Origin of the sequence: Pseudomonas sp. Z3-8, assembly GCF_051131975.1 — a bacterium.
GTDB lineage: Bacteria > Pseudomonadota > Gammaproteobacteria > Pseudomonadales > Pseudomonadaceae > Aquipseudomonas.
This window is the reverse complement of the sequence record NZ_CP071643.1, coordinates 3,908,728-3,923,658: the sequence shown is the minus strand read 5'-3', so window position 1 is coordinate 3,923,658 and position 14,931 is coordinate 3,908,728. Positions and strand designations below refer to the sequence as shown.

Here is a 14,931-nt window from a genome sequence, read left to right as displayed (position 1 = left end):
CGGTAAGGCGTCTTGTTCCAACCCACGACCCGTGGCGAGGGAGCTTGCTCCCGCTGGGCCGCGAAGCGGCCCCAAAAGCACCACCCCAACCAATCTGGCACACCGAAGTGACAATTCCGGGGCTGCTGCGCCCGAGACGTCGGACCGACCCAGCGGGAGCAAGCTCCCTCGCCACAAATGTGCTCTCCAGTAGCTTGTTAACACCTCAGTCCCAAAAAAATTAACAACGTTTAACTCACGCACATGCCTCTCCTGGCCGGACCATTGATTGATCCACCGACCTCAAGGAATCACGTCATGAGCACCTTCATCACCCGCGACGGCACCGAGATCTACTACAAGGATTGGGGCAGTGGCCAACCGGTGGTCTTCAGCCACGGCTGGCCGTTGAATTCGGACAGTTGGGAGGCGCAAATGATGTTCCTGGCGTCCAACGGCTATCGGGTGATTGCCCACGACCGTCGTGGTCACGGGCGTTCCAGCCAGCCCTGGGACGGCAATGACATGGACACCTACGCCGATGACCTGGCCGAGCTGATCGAGCGCCTGGATCTCAAGGACGCGGTGTTGCTCGGTTTCTCCACCGGCGGTGGCGAAGTGGCGCGCTACATCGGTCGGCATGGCGCCGCCCGCGTCGCCAAGCTCGGCCTGATCTCGGCGGTCACGCCGCTGATGCTCAGGACCGCGGCCAACCCTGGCGGCCTGCCCATCGAGGTGTTCGACGGCTTCCGCCAGGCCTCCCTGGCCGACCGTTCTCAGCTATACAAGGATGTGGCCAGCGCGTTTTTCGGCGCCAACCGTCCGGGTGCCAAGGTGTCCCAGGGCATGATCGACTGGTTCTGGATGCAGGGCATGCTCGCCGGCCACAAGAACGCCTATGACTGCATCAAGGCCTTCTCGGAGACCGATCTTTCCGAAGACCTGCGCAACATCGATGTGCCGACCCTGGTGGTGCATGGCGATGACGACCAGGTCGTGCCGATCGAAACCGCCGGCATCGCGGCCGCCAAGCTGCTCAAGAACTCGCAGCTGCTGGTCTATCCGGGCGCGCCCCATGGTCTGACCGACACCCACAAGGACCGGCTGAACGCCGACCTGCTGGCGTTCATCCAGGGTTGATCAAGCCATGAACCTGTGGGAGCAAGCCAGCTCCCACAGTTTAAACAGGACCTCACACCCATGAACCGCAACGATCTACGCCGCCTCGACATGAACCTGCTGGTTATCTTCGAGGCGCTGATGTTCGAGAAGAACCTGACCCGCGTCGCCGAGAAGCTGTTCATGGGCCAACCGGCGGTGAGCGCGGCGCTCGGGCGGCTGCGGGATCTGTTCGATGATCCGCTGCTGATCCGTCACGGCCGGGGCATGGAACCGACGCCTCGGGCCCTGGCGATCCTGCAAGAATTGCAGCCGGCCATGGACACCATTTCCGGCGCGGTCAGCCGGGCCAAGGCGTTCGACCCGTCCACCAGTTGCGACGTGTTCCGCATCGGTCTGTCCGACGATGCCGAATTCGGCCTGTTTCCACCGCTGCTCAGTCAATTGCGCGAAGAAGCGCCGGGCATCATCGTGGTGGTGCGCCGGGCCAATTTTCTGCTGATGTCGTCGTTGCTCGCCAGCGGCGAAATCAGCGTCGGCGTCAGCTACACCACCGACCTGCCGGCCAATGCCAAGCGCAAGAAACTGCGGGACATTCCCTGCAAGGTCCTGCGTGGCGACAAGCGTCCGGGGCCGCTGACCCTGGATGACTACTGCTCGCGACCCCACGCCATGGTGTCGTTCTCTGGCGACCTGAGCGGCAACATCGACCTGGACCTGGCGCGCATCGGCCGGGCCCGCAAAGTGGTCTTGGCGGTGCCGCAATTCAGCGGCCTGCGCGCCTTGCTGGCCGGCACCGAGCTGATCGCCACGGTACCGGACTACGCCGCCTGCGCGCTGGTGGAGGGCTGCGCCTTGCGCGCCGAAGACCCGCCGTTCGAGATCAATGCCGCCGAGTTGTCGATGGTCTGGAGCGGCGTCCACGACAACGACCCCGCCGAGCGCTGGCTGCGCTCGCGCATCGCCACCCACATGTCCCAACCGTTGCCGGCAGCCGCCTCGACGGACCCGGCCGGAGCTCACCGATGAACGCCACTGACGAACGCCGCATGCAGGACCTCGGCCTGCTGTTCCTGCGCCTGAGCGGCGCGCTGTTTTTGCTGTGGGTCCATGGCTTGCCGAAGCTGCTGAACTACAGCGCCGAGCTGACCCGCATCGAAGACCCGTTCCACCTCGGCACGGCGCCCACGCTGATCCTGGCGATTTTCGCCGAGGTGCTTTGCCCGCTGCTGATCATGGCCGGCGTGCTGGTGCGCCTGGCGTGCTTGCCCATCCTCTTCCTGCTGGCCGTGGCGCTCCTCGTGGTGCACCCGCAATGGAGCCTGGAAGAAGGCCAGTTCGGTTGGTTGCTGCTGATCATATTTACCAGCGTGTTCATTGCCGGCCCGGGAGGCCTGGCGATCAACGCGCGTTTTGCTGGAGTGCTGCGTCATGCCTGAATCCCAAACCCTTGAATCAACCGCGATCCCGGCGATCCCCGGCTTCGATGAAATCGTCACCCTGGTAGTCAAGCACCGGGTCAAGTCCGGGCAGGACGGCGCCTATGAAGCCTGGTTGCGGCGCATCGTCAGCGTGGCCGGCCAATGGCCGGGGCATCTGGGCGTGGACGTAGTCCGGGGCAAGCAGGGTGGGTTGTCGCTGTTCACCTGCGTGCTGCGGTTCTGCTCCACCGAGGCCATGCAGCGCTGGCTGGACTCGCCCGAGCGCCGCGAACTGGTGGAAGAGGCCGCGCCGCTGCTGGCGGACGGCGACCAGACAGAAGTCGCCCCGCACAAGGAATTCTGGTTCGCCCCGCTGGCGGATGCCGCCACGCCGCCACCGCGCTGGAAGCAATCGGTGGTGACCTTGCTGGTCATCCTGCCGCACACCTTGCTGGTGCCGTTGCTCTGGGGCCCGCTGCTGCAACTCAACGCGTTTCTGTCGAATTACGTGGTCGCCACGTTCCTGATCACCGTGACCATCGTGCTCTCGGTGGTGTACGTGTGCATGCCGCTGGCGACGCGTCTGTTCGCGCCGTGGCTGGAAGCGTCCAAGGCCCACCAACACCTGGAGCCCGGCGATGGCCAATAAAGACGACCCGACCGATCCGCTGCGCCGCCAGTTGCTGGCCGCCGGATCCCTGCTCAGCGCGGCGGCGGCTTTCTGGCCACGCCTGTCTCTTTCATCTTCCCATCCAGAAGGACATCCAATGAACGCCGATCTGATTCTGTTCAATGGCCAGTTCCATACCGTCGACCGTGAAAAACCTCGCGCCAGCGCGGTTGCCATCAGCCAGGGCCGTTTCGTCGCCGTGGGCACCGATTCCGAGGCCATGGCCTTGCGTGGCAGCGGCACCCAGGTCATCGACCTCAAGGGCCGCACCGTCATTCCCGGCCTCAACGACTCGCACCTGCACCTGATCCGCGGTGGCCTTAACTACAACCTGGAACTGCGTTGGGAAGGCGTGCCGTCTTTGGCCGACGCCTTGCGCATGCTCAAGGACCAGGCCGATCGCACCCCGACCCCGCAATGGGTACGGGTGGTGGGGGGCTGGAACGAATTCCAGTTCGCCGAAAAACGCCTGCCGACCCTGGAAGAACTGAACCAGGCCGCGCCCGACACCCCGGTGTTCGTGTTGCACCTGTATGACCGCGCCTTGCTCAACCGCGCCGCGCTGCGGGTGGCCGGCTACACCCGCGACACGCCGAACCCGCCGGGCGGCGAGATCGTTCGCGATGCCAACGGGAATCCGACCGGCATGCTGGTGGCGCGGCCCAACGCGATGATCCTTTACTCGACGCTGGCGAAAGGGCCGAAGCTGCCGCTGGAATACCAGGTCAACTCCACCCGCCAGTTCATGCGCGAGCTCAACCGCCTGGGCCTGACCAGCGCGATCGACGCCGGCGGCGGCTATCAGAACTACCCGGACGACTACGAAGTCATCGAGCAGTTGGCTCGCGAGCAGCAGTTGACGGTGCGCATCGCCTACAACCTGTTCACCCAGAAGCCCAAGGAAGAGCTCACCGACTTCAAGAACTGGACCGGCAGCGTCAAGCTGCACCAGGGCGATGACTTCCTGCGGCACAACGGTGCCGGTGAAATGCTGGTGTTCTCGGCGGCGGACTTCGAAGACTTCCTCGAACCGCGTCCGGACCTGCCGCCGGGCATGGAGCAGGACCTGGAGCCGGTGGTGCGTCATCTGGTCGAGCAGCGCTGGCCGTTCCGCCTGCACGCCACCTATGACGAATCCATCAGCCGCATGCTCGACGTGTTCGAGAAGGTCAACCGCGACATTCCGTTCAACGGCCTGCCGTGGTTCTTCGACCACGCCGAGACCATCACGCCGAAAAACATCGAGCGGGTCCGGGCGCTGGGCGGTGGCATCGCGATCCAGGACCGCATGGCCTTCCAGGGTGAATATTTCGTCGACCGCTACGGCGCCAAGGCCGCCGAAGCCACGCCACCGATCAAGCGCATGCTGGCCGAAGGCGTACCGGTGGGCGCCGGCACCGACGCCACCCGGGTCTCCAGCTACAACCCGTGGACATCGCTGTACTGGATGGTCAGCGGCCGCACCGTCGGCGGCCTCTCGCTGCACGAAGAAGGCCTGCCGCGGCTGACCGCGTTGGAGCTGTTCACCCATGGCAGCGCCTGGTTCTCCTCGGAGCAGGGCAAGAAGGGCCAGATCAAGGTTGGCCAACTGGCGGACCTGGCAGCCCTGAGCGCGGATTTCTTCAGCGTCGAGGAAGAAGCCATCAAGTGGATCGAATCGGTGCTGACCGTGGTGGACGGCAAGGTCGTCTACGCCGCCGGCGACTTCGAAAAACTCGGCCCGGCCAGCGTCCCGGTACTGCCGGACTGGTCGCCGGTGGTCAAGGTTCCCGGCCACTGGCGCCCGGCTTCGCCATTGCAGGCGCAAGTCCACCAGTGCAGTGGGCCGTGCAAGGTGCATTCCCACAGCCATGAACGGGCGCGCTTGTCGAACGTCCCGGTCAGCGACTTCCAGGGTTTCTGGGGCGCGTTTGGCTGTTCGTGTTTTGCCTTTTAACTGAGACGCGGAATTCCCCTGTGGGAGCGAGCTTGCTCCGGGCGGCGATCCGACGATGGCGGCGGAACATTCAACGTGCCGCCGCCTGACACTCCGCTATCGCGAGCAAGCTCGCTCCCACATTGGTTTCAATATATCCATCCCAAAGGAGTCATCCCATGAGCAACGTTCCCGCCTACAACCGCCTGAATAAAGACGACGCGGTGGTCCTGCTGGTCGATCACCAGACTGGCCTGATTTCCCTGGTCCAGGATTTCTCGCCCAACGAGTTCAAGAACAACGTGCTGGCCCTGGCTGACCTGGCCAAGTTTTTTGGCCTGCCGACCATCCTGACCACCAGTTTCGAACAGGGCCCCAATGGCCCGATCGTGCCGGAGCTCAAGGAAATGTTCCCGGACGCGCCGTATATTCCGCGCCCTGGCCAGATCAATGCCTGGGACAACGAAGACTTCGTCAAGGCGATCAAGGCCACCGGCCGCAAGCAATTGATCATCGCCGGCGTAGTGACCGATGTCTGCGTGGCGTTCCCGACCCTGTCGGCCCTGGCTGAAGGTTTCGACGTGTTTGTCGTCACCGACGCCTCGGGTACGTTCAACGAAACCGTGCAACAGGCCGCCTGGGTGCGCATGACCGCCGCCGGCGCGCAGATGATGAACTGGTTCTCGGTGGCCTGTGAGCTGCACCGCGACTGGCGCAACGACATCGAAGGCCTGGGCAACCTGCTGTCCCAGCGCATCCCCAACTACCGCAACCTGATGAACAGCTACTCGGCGCTGACCGCCAAGTAAGCGCGCCTTGCTGGACGACGCCCGCCTTGTGCGGGCGTTTTTGTGTCGGGCCTTTGATGGTGGGCAGCTGTACTGGCCTCATCGCGAGCAAGCTCGCTCCCACAGGTGATTTGTGAACGCCTCGAATCCCTGTGGGAGCGAGCTTGCTCGCGATGAGGCCGGCACATTCAACAGCTGGTCAATCTGACCTGCCAAGACCACAATGCCCGCTGGAACCCGATGACTGTCCACCCACGTAATGACAATGAACCCCTTCGAAGAAATGCGCATCTTTGCCCAGGTCATGGAGTCGGGCAGTTTCACCGCCGCGGCGGACAAGCTCGGGCTGTCCAAGCAGTTCGTCAGTCGCAAGTTGATGGAGCTGGAGCAGCGGCTGGGGGTTCGGTTGCTCAATCGCTCGACGCGCCGGCTGGACGTCACTCCGCTGGGCCAGCGTTATCACGAGGCGGCGTTGCGCCTGCTCAGCGAAGTCGAGCAGGTGGAGCAGGGCATCAGTGGCCAGACCAGCGAGCCGCGCGGAACCATCCGCCTCAGCGCTCCGTTGTCCTTCGCCGTGGCGCACCTGGGCAGCCTGCTGCCGCTGTTCTTGCAGCGCTACCCGGATGTCACCGTTGAGGTCGACCTGAGTGATCGTTCGGTGGACCTGCTGGGGGAGGGGTACGACCTCGCACTGAGGATCGGCGTGCTGGAAGATTCGACCCTGATCGCCCGGCGCATTGCGAGTATCGAGCGAGTGTATTGCGCCAGCGCCGCCTACCTGGCGCAGCGAGGCACGCCGACGCGACCGGAAGACCTGCGCACCCACGACTGTTTGCCGTACGGGCACAGCCGTCAGGTGCAGTGGCGATTCGCCGGAAAGGGCAAGCCGTTGGCGCTGGAAGTGGTGGGACGCATGCGTGCCAATAACGGCGACTTGCTCAGGGATGCGGCGATTGCCGGCATGGGGATTACTTATCTGCCGACCTTCATCCTCGGTGAGGCGTTGAGGGATGGGCGGCTGATCCAGGTGTTGGAGGGATTCGAGACCGAGCCGTTGACGCTGTCGGCGGTCTATCCGCAACACCGACAAAGCTCGCGACCGGTGCGAGCGTTGGTGGAATTCTTGCGTGAACACATGCAGTAGGTAGCGCAAAACGCATTCAGCCGTCCCAGGGACGGCTGAATTTCAAGACGCCTGGATCAGGCAGCCAGGTTGGCGGTGAACTCTTTCTTGTACTGGGCCTTCACGGCTTCCATCTGGTTGCCCAGTTCTTCGAGCTTGGCCTTGCCGAGGATTTCTTCGGCTTTAGGGAACATTTCTTCCTCTTCTTCTTCGATGTGATGCTCGAGCAGCTCCTTGACCACTTTCACGCGACCGGCGAACTCAGGTTGGGAAGGGTCGGTGTTTTTCAGGTCGGGCAGCACCAGGGAATCGACGGTACGGTGCTCTTCCTTGGCTTCGTAGTACATCTCGGCTTCATCCTTGCCACCTTCCTGTTTGAAGGCCGGATAAAGGATTTCTTCTTCCAGGCGAGTATGGATGGACACTTCCATTTCCAGCTTGGCCAACAGTTCGGTGCGTTTCTTGATAGCGCGGTCGGTTGATTCGCTCAACTGGGACAGGATGCCCTTCACGCGTTCGTGGTCGGCTTTCAACAGGTCGATGGCGTTCATGTGTTGCTCCTCGGTCATTCACGGATGCGGGCCGGCTTCGAGCGCCGACGCCACGTAACAAGGACAGGTGCATCCACCGTGCCAGCCGAGTCGCTTGATAAAAATCTTTGAAATCAATGACTTGAATTATCGAGAATTTTCGCCATCGTGCAGGCTGCATGAGGCCCGCTGAAAACGCCTTGCACTTTGCGCTGCCAAGGGCGCTGGTGGCTGATCGAGCCCAGGGTCACCGATCTTCGCGTGTGTGCCACAGGCGTAGCAGGTAAAGGGTGGAGCCGATTATTTCATAGCGCATTTCGTAGGGGCCAACCTGGATTCTGCGCACGTTCCGAGGGTCGAACTCTTCCAGGCGCTCACCCATGCGCGGGTTGGTCAGCAGAGCGGTAGGCGCCGCCGTGAGCTGTTGCACTGTTCGCGCGGCGGCGGGTTGATTCACCAGCGCCAGAAATTCATAAAGTCGGGCGATGTCGGAAAGCGCCTTGCTGGTCCACTTCAAGTCCATCAACGCGGTACCGGTAACGGGGCGTCAGTGCTGAGGCTATCGGCCCAAGCCTGGACGGCCTGGTGGTCAACCACACGGCCAGCGTCAACATCGGCCAACGCCTCATCAGTCAGGCGGCTGCGTTCCTCCTCCTGTTCGATCCAGGCAGATAGCGCTTGTTTAACGATCCAGTTCCTGGAGCGCTCAAGGCGCTCGGCCATCAGATCGATTTTTTCGGCCAGGTCCACCGGGACATGAGCGGTGACCGACCGGGTTTTCGTGGTGGTTGTCATGACGGAATTCTCCTTGGCGGTTGGCGGTGCAAGCCAGTCTTCTAGGCCGATGATTATAGATGACTGGTTGCGATTTAAGCCGCCAAAAAACTAATCAAACCTAATAACAATCTCAGAAAACCACCAAACCGTGGCGAGGGAGCTTGCTCCCGCTCGGCTGCGCAGCAGTCGTAAAAATCTGCCTGACCTGACGCGGTAAAGCGATGGGGCTGCTGCGCAACCCAGCGGGAGCAAGCTCCCTCGCCACGGTTTTAAATCCAGCTTAAAAAAAAATGCCCGCATCTCACGATACGGGCATTTTTGTCAGCGATGACGCTCAGGCAATCAGCCGGTCAGGCCCGCCTGCTGGACCAGCGTCAGCAACGGCTGCGGGTACACACCGAGGAAGAACGCCAACACCGCGATGGCCAGCAGCATCACGCCGCCTGCCTTCTGTTCCCAGTGCAACTCGGCATCGTGACGACGCAGGTTCGGTTCCATCAGGTACAAGGTGACCATCACGCGCAGGTAGTAGAACACGCCGATGGCACTGCCCAGCACCAGGGAGCCGACCAGCCACCACTGGTGGGCCTCGACGCCGGTGGCGATGATGTAGAACTTGCCGATGAAGCCGGCGGTCAGCGGGATGCCGGCCAGGGACAGCATCATCACGGTCAGCACGGCAGTCAGGTACGGACGACGCCAGAACAGGCCGCGGTATTCGTACAGGGCGTCGGCGTCGCGGCCGTTGTACGGCGAGGACATCAGGGTGATCACGCCGAAGGCGCCGAGGCTGGTGATCACGTAGGTCACCAGGTACACGCCGATGGCTTCCACGGCCAGGCCTTTGCTGGCGATCAGGGCGATCAGCAGGTAGCCGAAGTGGGCGATGGACGAGTAACCGAGCAGACGCTTGAGGTTGCTCTGGGTCAGTGCGAGCAGGTTACCGAACAGGATCGACGCGATGGCGATGATCGTCAGCACATTGTTCAGCACACCGCTACTGGCCACTGGCGAGATCTGGAACAGCCGCACCATCACCGCGAACACCGCCACTTTCGAAGCGGTCGCCAGGAACGCCGCCACCGGCGCCGGGGCGCCTTCGTAGACGTCCGGGGTCCAGAGGTGGAAGGGCACCAGCGACAGCTTGAACGCCAGGCCGATCAGCATCATGCCCAGGCCCAGTTGCGCGATCGGGCTAGGCAGGCCGGTGGCGGCCAGGGCCTGGCCGATGCCGACGAAGCTCAGGGTGCCGGCTTCGGCGTAGAGCAGGGCCATGCCGAACAACAGGAACGCGGAACCGGCCGCCGACAGCACCATGTACTTGATGCCGGCTTCCAGGGAGCGCTTGTTGAAGAAGGCATAGGCCACCAGGCCGTAGACCGGTACCGACAGCAGCTCCAGGCCAATGAACAAGCTCGCCAGGTGCTGCGCGCTGACCAGGACCAGGCCACCGGCGGCGGCCATCAGGATCAGCAGGTACAGTTCTTCGCGGTTGCCCGGGTAACCCGAACCGCCGTCACCCAGGTAGGCGTGGGCGAGGGTGACGCAGGCGAGGGTGGCGACCAGGATCAGCGCCATGTACAGGCAGGCGAAGCTGTCGATCTGGATCAGTGGCGTGACCGCCAACGGCGCGACTTTCAGGGCCGGCAGGATCGACAGCAAGGCCAGGTTCAGCCCCGCCACCGACAGCAGGAAGGTCTGCGAGTGATTGCGCCGCCAGGCGATCGCCAGCATCACCACGATGATCGTGGCGCTGGTAATCAACAGCGGCGCAAGCGCGATAAAGTGTTGAATCGTGAATTCCATAGCGCTCTTACCGGGCCGAAGCGAGTTGAGAGAAGGCGGTGCCGAGCCACTGCTGCACGCCATGCATCGTGGCGGCAGAGGTGTCGAGGAACGGTTGCGGGTAGACGCCGAGGTAAACCAGCAGCACCGCAAGGCCGAGCACCATGATCAGTTCGCGACCGTCCATGCCCCGCAACACTTCGTCCGACTTGGCCGGACCGAAGTAGGCGCGGTGGATCATGATCAGCGAGTAGACCGAACCGAACACCAGGCCGGACGTCGCGATCGCGGTGATCCACGGTGCGCTGACGAACGAGCCGATCAGGATCAGGAACTCGCCGACGAAGTTGCCGGTGCCTGGCAGACCCAGGGAAGCGGCCGCGAAGAACAGGCTGATGGCCGGCAGGTAGGCGATGCGCGACCAGATGCCGCCCATTTCACGCATGTCCCGGGTGTGCAGGCGCTCGTACAACTGACCGCTGAGGATAAACAGCGCCGCGGCCGACAGGCCGTGGGCGAGCATCTGGATCACCGCGCCTTGCAGGGCCAACTGGCTGCCGGAGTAGATCCCGATCAGCACGAAGCCCATGTGCGAGACGCTGGAGAAGGCGATCAGGCGCTTGATATCGCTCTGGGCAAATGCCAGGAACGCACCGTAGAAAATCCCGATCAGGCCCAGGGTCATGGCAATCGGCGCGAACTCCGCCGAGGCATTCGGGAACAGCGGCAGGGCGAAACGCAGCAGGCCGTAGGCCGCCGTTTTCAACAGGATACCGGCCAGGTCCACGGAACCGGCGGTCGGTGCCTGGGCGTGGGCGTCCGGCAGCCAGGAGTGGAACGGCACCACCGGCAGCTTCACCGCGAAGGCGATGAAGAAGCCCAGCATCAGCACGTATTCGGTGGTGCGCGACATCTGCACTTTCAACAGGTCGGCGTAATTGAAGGTAATCACGCCAGTGTTGTTGAAGTTCACCAGCACCAGGCCAAGGATCGCCACCAGCATGATCAGGCCGGAAGCCTGGGTGAAGATGAAGAACTTGGTCGCCGCGTAGATCCGGGTTTTCTTGCCATCCGAAGAACTGTGACCCCAGAGCGCGATGAGGAAGTACATCGGCACCAGCATCATTTCCCAGAAGAAGAAGAACATGAACAGGTCCAGCGCCAGGAACACGCCGACGACACCGCCCAGGATCCACATCAGGTTCAGGTGGAAGAAGCCGACGTGACGCTGGATCTCTTTCCAGGAGCAGAGTACCGAGAGGATACCCAGCAGGCCGGTCAGCAGGATCATCAGCAGCGACAGGCCATCGAGGGCCAGGTGCACGCTGATGCCGAAGCGCTCGATCCAGGTGTGCTTGAACTCAAGCGCCCAGGTCGGATCGGCGCCAGGGGCCGGTGCAAATGAATAGTCGCCGGTCGCCCACAGCCAGAGGCCGAGCGCGAGTTCCAGGGACATGGTCAGCAGCGCAATCCAGCGCGGGAGGGTAGAGCTGGAACGCTCCGCCATCCAGCACAGCAGGCCGCCGATGAAGGGGATCAGGATTAGCCAGGGCAGAATCATGACGGGCTCGTTTCCTTTCGCAAGTTCGCAAGGTTCATATCAGACCGCTACCAGCACGATGGCGCCGATAACCAGCACGGCGCCAGCCGCCATGGAAGCCGCATACCAACGCAGTTGACCGGTCTCGGTACGGCTCAAGGCGGTGTGGCCGCCCTTGGCCATGCGCGGGATCAGGCCAATGGTCTGGTCGAGCGGGTCTTTGCGCAGAATGTGGCTGATCGCAAGGTATGGCTTGACGAACAGTTTGTCGTAGATCCAGTCGAAGCCCCAGGCGGCGAACCACCAGGCCGAGAGGAAACGCCCGATGCCGCTGGTGGCGATGGCCGTGACGAAGCGGCGCTTGCCAAGGAACAGCAGGGCGGCCAGCAGGATCCCCGCCAGGGCGATGGCACCCGAGGCGATTTCCAGGCTGTGCTTGGCTTCGCCGCCGGCATGGCCGACGCTTTGCGGCAGCACATCGGCCAACGGTGGGGTGATCATTGCGCCGACAAAGGTCGACAGCACGATCAGCACCGACAGCGGCAGCCAATGGGCGATGCCGTGGCCGGCGTGGGCTTCGGTCTTGGCTTCACCGTGGAACGCGATGAAGATCAGGCGGAAGGTGTACAGCGAGGTCATGAACGCACCCACCAGGCCGGCGTAGAGCAGACCTTGGTTACCGCTGGCGAACGCTTCCCAGAGGATTTCGTCCTTGGAGTAGAAACCGGCGGTGACCAGTGGCAGGGCCGCCAGGGCCGCGCCGCCAACGATGAAACTGGCGTAGGCCAACGGCAGTTTTTTCCACAGGCCGCCCATCTTGAAGATGTTCTGCTCGTGGTGGCAGGCCACGATCACCGCACCGGAGGCAAGGAACAGCAGGGCCTTGAAGAAGGCGTGGGTCATCAGGTGGAAGATCGCGCCTTCCCAGGCGCCGACGCCCAGGGCCAGGAACATGTAGCCGATCTGGCTCATGGTCGAGTAGGCGAGGATACGCTTGATGTCGGTCTGCACCAGTGCGGCAAAACCAGCCAGCACCAGGGTCACGCCACCAACGAGGCCGACCAGGTGCAGGATGTCCGGCGCCAGGGCGAACAGGCCATGGGTACGGGCGATCAGGTAGACGCCCGCGGTGACCATGGTCGCGGCGTGGATCAGTGCCGAAACCGGGGTCGGGCCGGCCATCGCGTCCGCCAGCCAGGTCTGCAGCGGCAGTTGCGCGGATTTACCGACAGCACCGCCCAGCAGCATCAGGGTCGCCAGGACGATCCAGAAGTCGCCGGCCTTGAAGTGCTCCGGAGCACGCACCAGCAGCTCCTGGATGTTCAGCGTGCCCAGTTGCTGGAACAGGATGAACAGGCCGATGGCCATGAACACGTCGCCGATGCGGGTCACGATGAACGCCTTGAGCGCGGCGTTACCGTTGTTGCGGTTGCTGTAGTAGAAACCGATCAACAGGTACGAGCACAGGCCCACGCCTTCCCAGCCGAAGTACAGGAACAACAGGTTATCGCCGAGCACCAGGAACAGCATGCTGGCGATGAACAGGTTGGTGTAGGCGAAGAAGCGCGAGTAACCGGCTTCACCGCGCATGTACCAAGAGGCGAACAGGTGGATCAGGAAACCCACGCCGACCACCACGCCAAGCATGGTCACCGACAGGCCGTCCAGGTAGAGGGCGAAGTTCGGCGTGAAGCCTTCCACCGCCATCCACTGCCACAGCACCTGCACGTAGGCGCCACCTTCCGGTGGGGCGACGTTGAATTGCCAGATCACGTAGGCGGTGACGAGGGCGGACAGGCCGATCGAGCCCACGCCGACCAGCGCCGAAAGGTTTTCCGACCAGCGTCCACGGGAGAACGACAGCAGCAGGAAACCGATGAGGGGGAATACGAAAGTCAGGAAGAGAAGGTTCATCCGCGCATCTCGCTGGCAGCGTCAATATCGAGAGTGTGGAAGCGGCGGTACAGCTGCAACAGGATCGCCAGGCCGATACTGGCCTCGGCGGCTGCCAGGCTGATCACCAGGATGAACATGATCTGTCCATCCGGTTGCGCCCAGCGCGCGCCCGCGACGATGAAGGCCAGGGCGGAGGCATTCATCATGACCTCCAGGCTCATCAGCACGAACAGAATGTTGCGGCGGACCATCAGGCCGACCAGACCGAGACAGAACAGGATGCCGGCAACCGCCAGACCATGCTCAAGAGGGATAGCAGGCATGTGATTACTCCTTCGCCTCGTTACGGCCCAAATGGAACGCCGTGACAACTGCGGCAAGCAGCAGCATCGAGGCGAGTTCGACCACCAGCAGGTACGGACCGAACAGGCTGATGCCCACGGCCTTGGCGCCTACGGTGGTGTGGCCGATGGCCTGGCCGCTCTGGTGGGCGAACAGCACATACAGCAGTTCACCCAGCAGCAGCGCGGAGAGAATCACCGGCCCGGCCCAGATGCCCGGCTTGAGCCAGGAGCGTTCCTGCTGGACGGCCGCCGGACCCAGGTTGAGCATCATCACCACGAATACGAACAGCACCATGATGGCGCCGGCGTAGGCGATCACTTCCAGGGCACCGGCGAACGGTGCTCCGAGAGCGAAAAAGGTCATGGCCACGGCGATCAGCGAAATGATCAGGTAGAGCAGGGCGTGCACAGGGTTGGTGTTGGTGACCACACGAAGCGTGGACACCACCGCGATACCCGATGCGAAATAGAAAGCGAATTCCATCTTTCTTCCTTAAGGCAGCAAGCTCTTCACGTTGATCGGTTCGGCTTCGTTCTGCGCGGCGCCTTTCGGCTTACCGGCAATGGCCATACCTGCAACACGATAGAAGTTGTAATCAGGGTTTTTACCGGGACCGGAAATCAGCAAGTCTTCTTTCTCGTACACCAGGTCCTGACGCTTGAAGTCGGCCATTTCGAAATCCGGCGTGAGCTGGATCGCGGTGGTCGGGCACGCTTCCTCGCACAACCCGCAGAAAATGCAGCGCGAGAAGTTGATACGGAAGAAGTCCGGGTACCAGCGACCGTCTTCGGTCTCGGCTTTCTGCAGCGAGATGCAGCCTACCGGGCACGCCACGGCGCACAGGTTGCAGGCCACGCAGCGTTCCTCGCCGTCGGGGTCGCGGGTCAGGACGATACGGCCGCGATAACGCGGCGCCAGGTAGACCGCTTCTTCCGGGTATTGCAGGGTGTCGCGCTTGCGAAAGCCATGACCGAAGATCATGACCAGGCTTCGCAGTTGGGTACCGGTACCCTTAACGATGTCGCCAATATATTTGAACATGG

General features: G+C 62.7%; 16 protein-coding genes. 7 read left to right on the top strand and 9 right to left on the bottom strand.

Translation table 11 applies throughout. The features are described from left to right. The first annotated feature begins 297 nt into the window (after window positions 1–297). The 7 genes from J3P94_RS17810 (at window position 298) to J3P94_RS17780 (ending at window position 7,036) form a co-directional block, all read left to right on the top strand. Window positions 298–1,119: an alpha/beta fold hydrolase gene (locus J3P94_RS17810; RefSeq protein WP_305495574.1), complete on the top strand. Its 822-nt coding sequence runs from the start codon at window positions 298–300 to the stop codon at window positions 1,117–1,119. Between the two features lie 60 nt (window positions 1,120–1,179). Next, entirely contained in the window at window positions 1,180–2,127 is a 948-nt protein-coding gene (locus tag J3P94_RS17805; RefSeq protein WP_305495573.1) for a LysR family transcriptional regulator, read from the top strand. Then, window positions 2,124–2,537, top strand: coding sequence for a DoxX family protein (locus J3P94_RS17800; protein ID WP_434569033.1), 414 nt, complete (start codon window positions 2,124–2,126; stop codon window positions 2,535–2,537). The genes J3P94_RS17805 and J3P94_RS17800 overlap by 4 nt, the downstream gene beginning before the upstream one ends. Then, window positions 2,530–3,168, top strand: a complete 639-nt coding sequence (locus tag J3P94_RS17795; RefSeq protein ID WP_434569032.1) for an antibiotic biosynthesis monooxygenase — start codon at window positions 2,530–2,532, stop codon at window positions 3,166–3,168. Before J3P94_RS17800 ends, J3P94_RS17795 begins: the two co-directional genes overlap by 8 nt. A gap of 118 nt (window positions 3,169–3,286) precedes the next feature. Beyond that, complete coding sequence (locus J3P94_RS17790; RefSeq protein WP_434574241.1) at window positions 3,287–5,125, top strand: amidohydrolase; 1,839 nt, start codon at window positions 3,287–3,289, stop codon at window positions 5,123–5,125. 158 nt (window positions 5,126–5,283) lie between these two features. Next, window positions 5,284–5,913 carry an isochorismate family cysteine hydrolase YcaC gene (gene ycaC, locus J3P94_RS17785; protein WP_030141308.1) on the top strand — a complete coding sequence of 210 codons (630 nt, stop codon included), beginning with the start codon at window positions 5,284–5,286 and terminating at the stop codon, window positions 5,911–5,913. A gap of 244 nt (window positions 5,914–6,157) precedes the next feature. Further along, the gene (locus J3P94_RS17780; RefSeq protein WP_434569031.1) at window positions 6,158–7,036 is read left to right on the top strand and encodes a LysR family transcriptional regulator; all 879 of its coding nucleotides are present in this window, start codon (window positions 6,158–6,160) and stop codon (window positions 7,034–7,036) included. 56 nt (window positions 7,037–7,092) lie between these two features. On the opposite strand, the gene J3P94_RS17775 is transcribed toward J3P94_RS17780, so the two are convergent. The 9 genes from J3P94_RS17775 to nuoI form a co-directional block, all read right to left on the bottom strand. Then, complete coding sequence (locus J3P94_RS17775) at window positions 7,093–7,566, bottom strand: hemerythrin domain-containing protein (protein WP_305495568.1); 474 nt, start codon at window positions 7,564–7,566, stop codon at window positions 7,093–7,095. 226 nt (window positions 7,567–7,792) lie between these two features. Continuing rightward, window positions 7,793–8,068 carry a type II toxin-antitoxin system RelE/ParE family toxin gene (locus J3P94_RS17770; protein WP_434569030.1) on the bottom strand — a complete coding sequence of 92 codons (276 nt, stop codon included), beginning with the start codon at window positions 8,066–8,068 and terminating at the stop codon, window positions 7,793–7,795. After that, window positions 8,068–8,340, bottom strand: a complete 273-nt coding sequence (locus tag J3P94_RS17765) for a CopG family ribbon-helix-helix protein (RefSeq protein WP_434569029.1) — start codon at window positions 8,338–8,340, stop codon at window positions 8,068–8,070. The genes J3P94_RS17770 and J3P94_RS17765 overlap by 1 nt, the downstream gene beginning before the upstream one ends. A 324-nt stretch (window positions 8,341–8,664) precedes the next feature. After that, a complete protein-coding gene (nuoN, locus tag J3P94_RS17760; protein ID WP_256228933.1) occupies window positions 8,665–10,128 on the bottom strand; it encodes an NADH-quinone oxidoreductase subunit NuoN in 1,464 nt (487 codons plus the stop codon). Window positions 10,129–10,135: 7 nt separating this feature from the next. Beyond that, window positions 10,136–11,668 (bottom strand): NADH-quinone oxidoreductase subunit M, encoded by a 1,533-nt coding sequence (nuoM, locus tag J3P94_RS17755; protein WP_434569028.1) that lies wholly within the window; start codon window positions 11,666–11,668, stop codon window positions 10,136–10,138. A gap of 39 nt (window positions 11,669–11,707) precedes the next feature. After that, window positions 11,708–13,561: an NADH-quinone oxidoreductase subunit L gene (nuoL, locus tag J3P94_RS17750; protein ID WP_434569027.1), complete on the bottom strand. Its 1,854-nt coding sequence runs from the start codon at window positions 13,559–13,561 to the stop codon at window positions 11,708–11,710. Further along, window positions 13,558–13,866, bottom strand: a complete 309-nt coding sequence (gene nuoK / locus J3P94_RS17745; RefSeq protein WP_003180046.1) for an NADH-quinone oxidoreductase subunit NuoK — start codon at window positions 13,864–13,866, stop codon at window positions 13,558–13,560. Before nuoK ends, nuoL begins: the two co-directional genes overlap by 4 nt. Before the next feature lie 4 nt (window positions 13,867–13,870). Continuing rightward, on the bottom strand, window positions 13,871–14,371 hold the full coding sequence (gene nuoJ, locus J3P94_RS17740) for an NADH-quinone oxidoreductase subunit J (protein WP_030141317.1): 501 nt from the start codon (window positions 14,369–14,371) through the stop codon (window positions 13,871–13,873). Window positions 14,372–14,380: 9 nt separating this feature from the next. Then, window positions 14,381–14,929, bottom strand: a complete 549-nt coding sequence (gene nuoI / locus J3P94_RS17735) for an NADH-quinone oxidoreductase subunit NuoI (protein WP_072392816.1) — start codon at window positions 14,927–14,929, stop codon at window positions 14,381–14,383. Window positions 14,930–14,931: the final 2 nt, after the last annotated feature.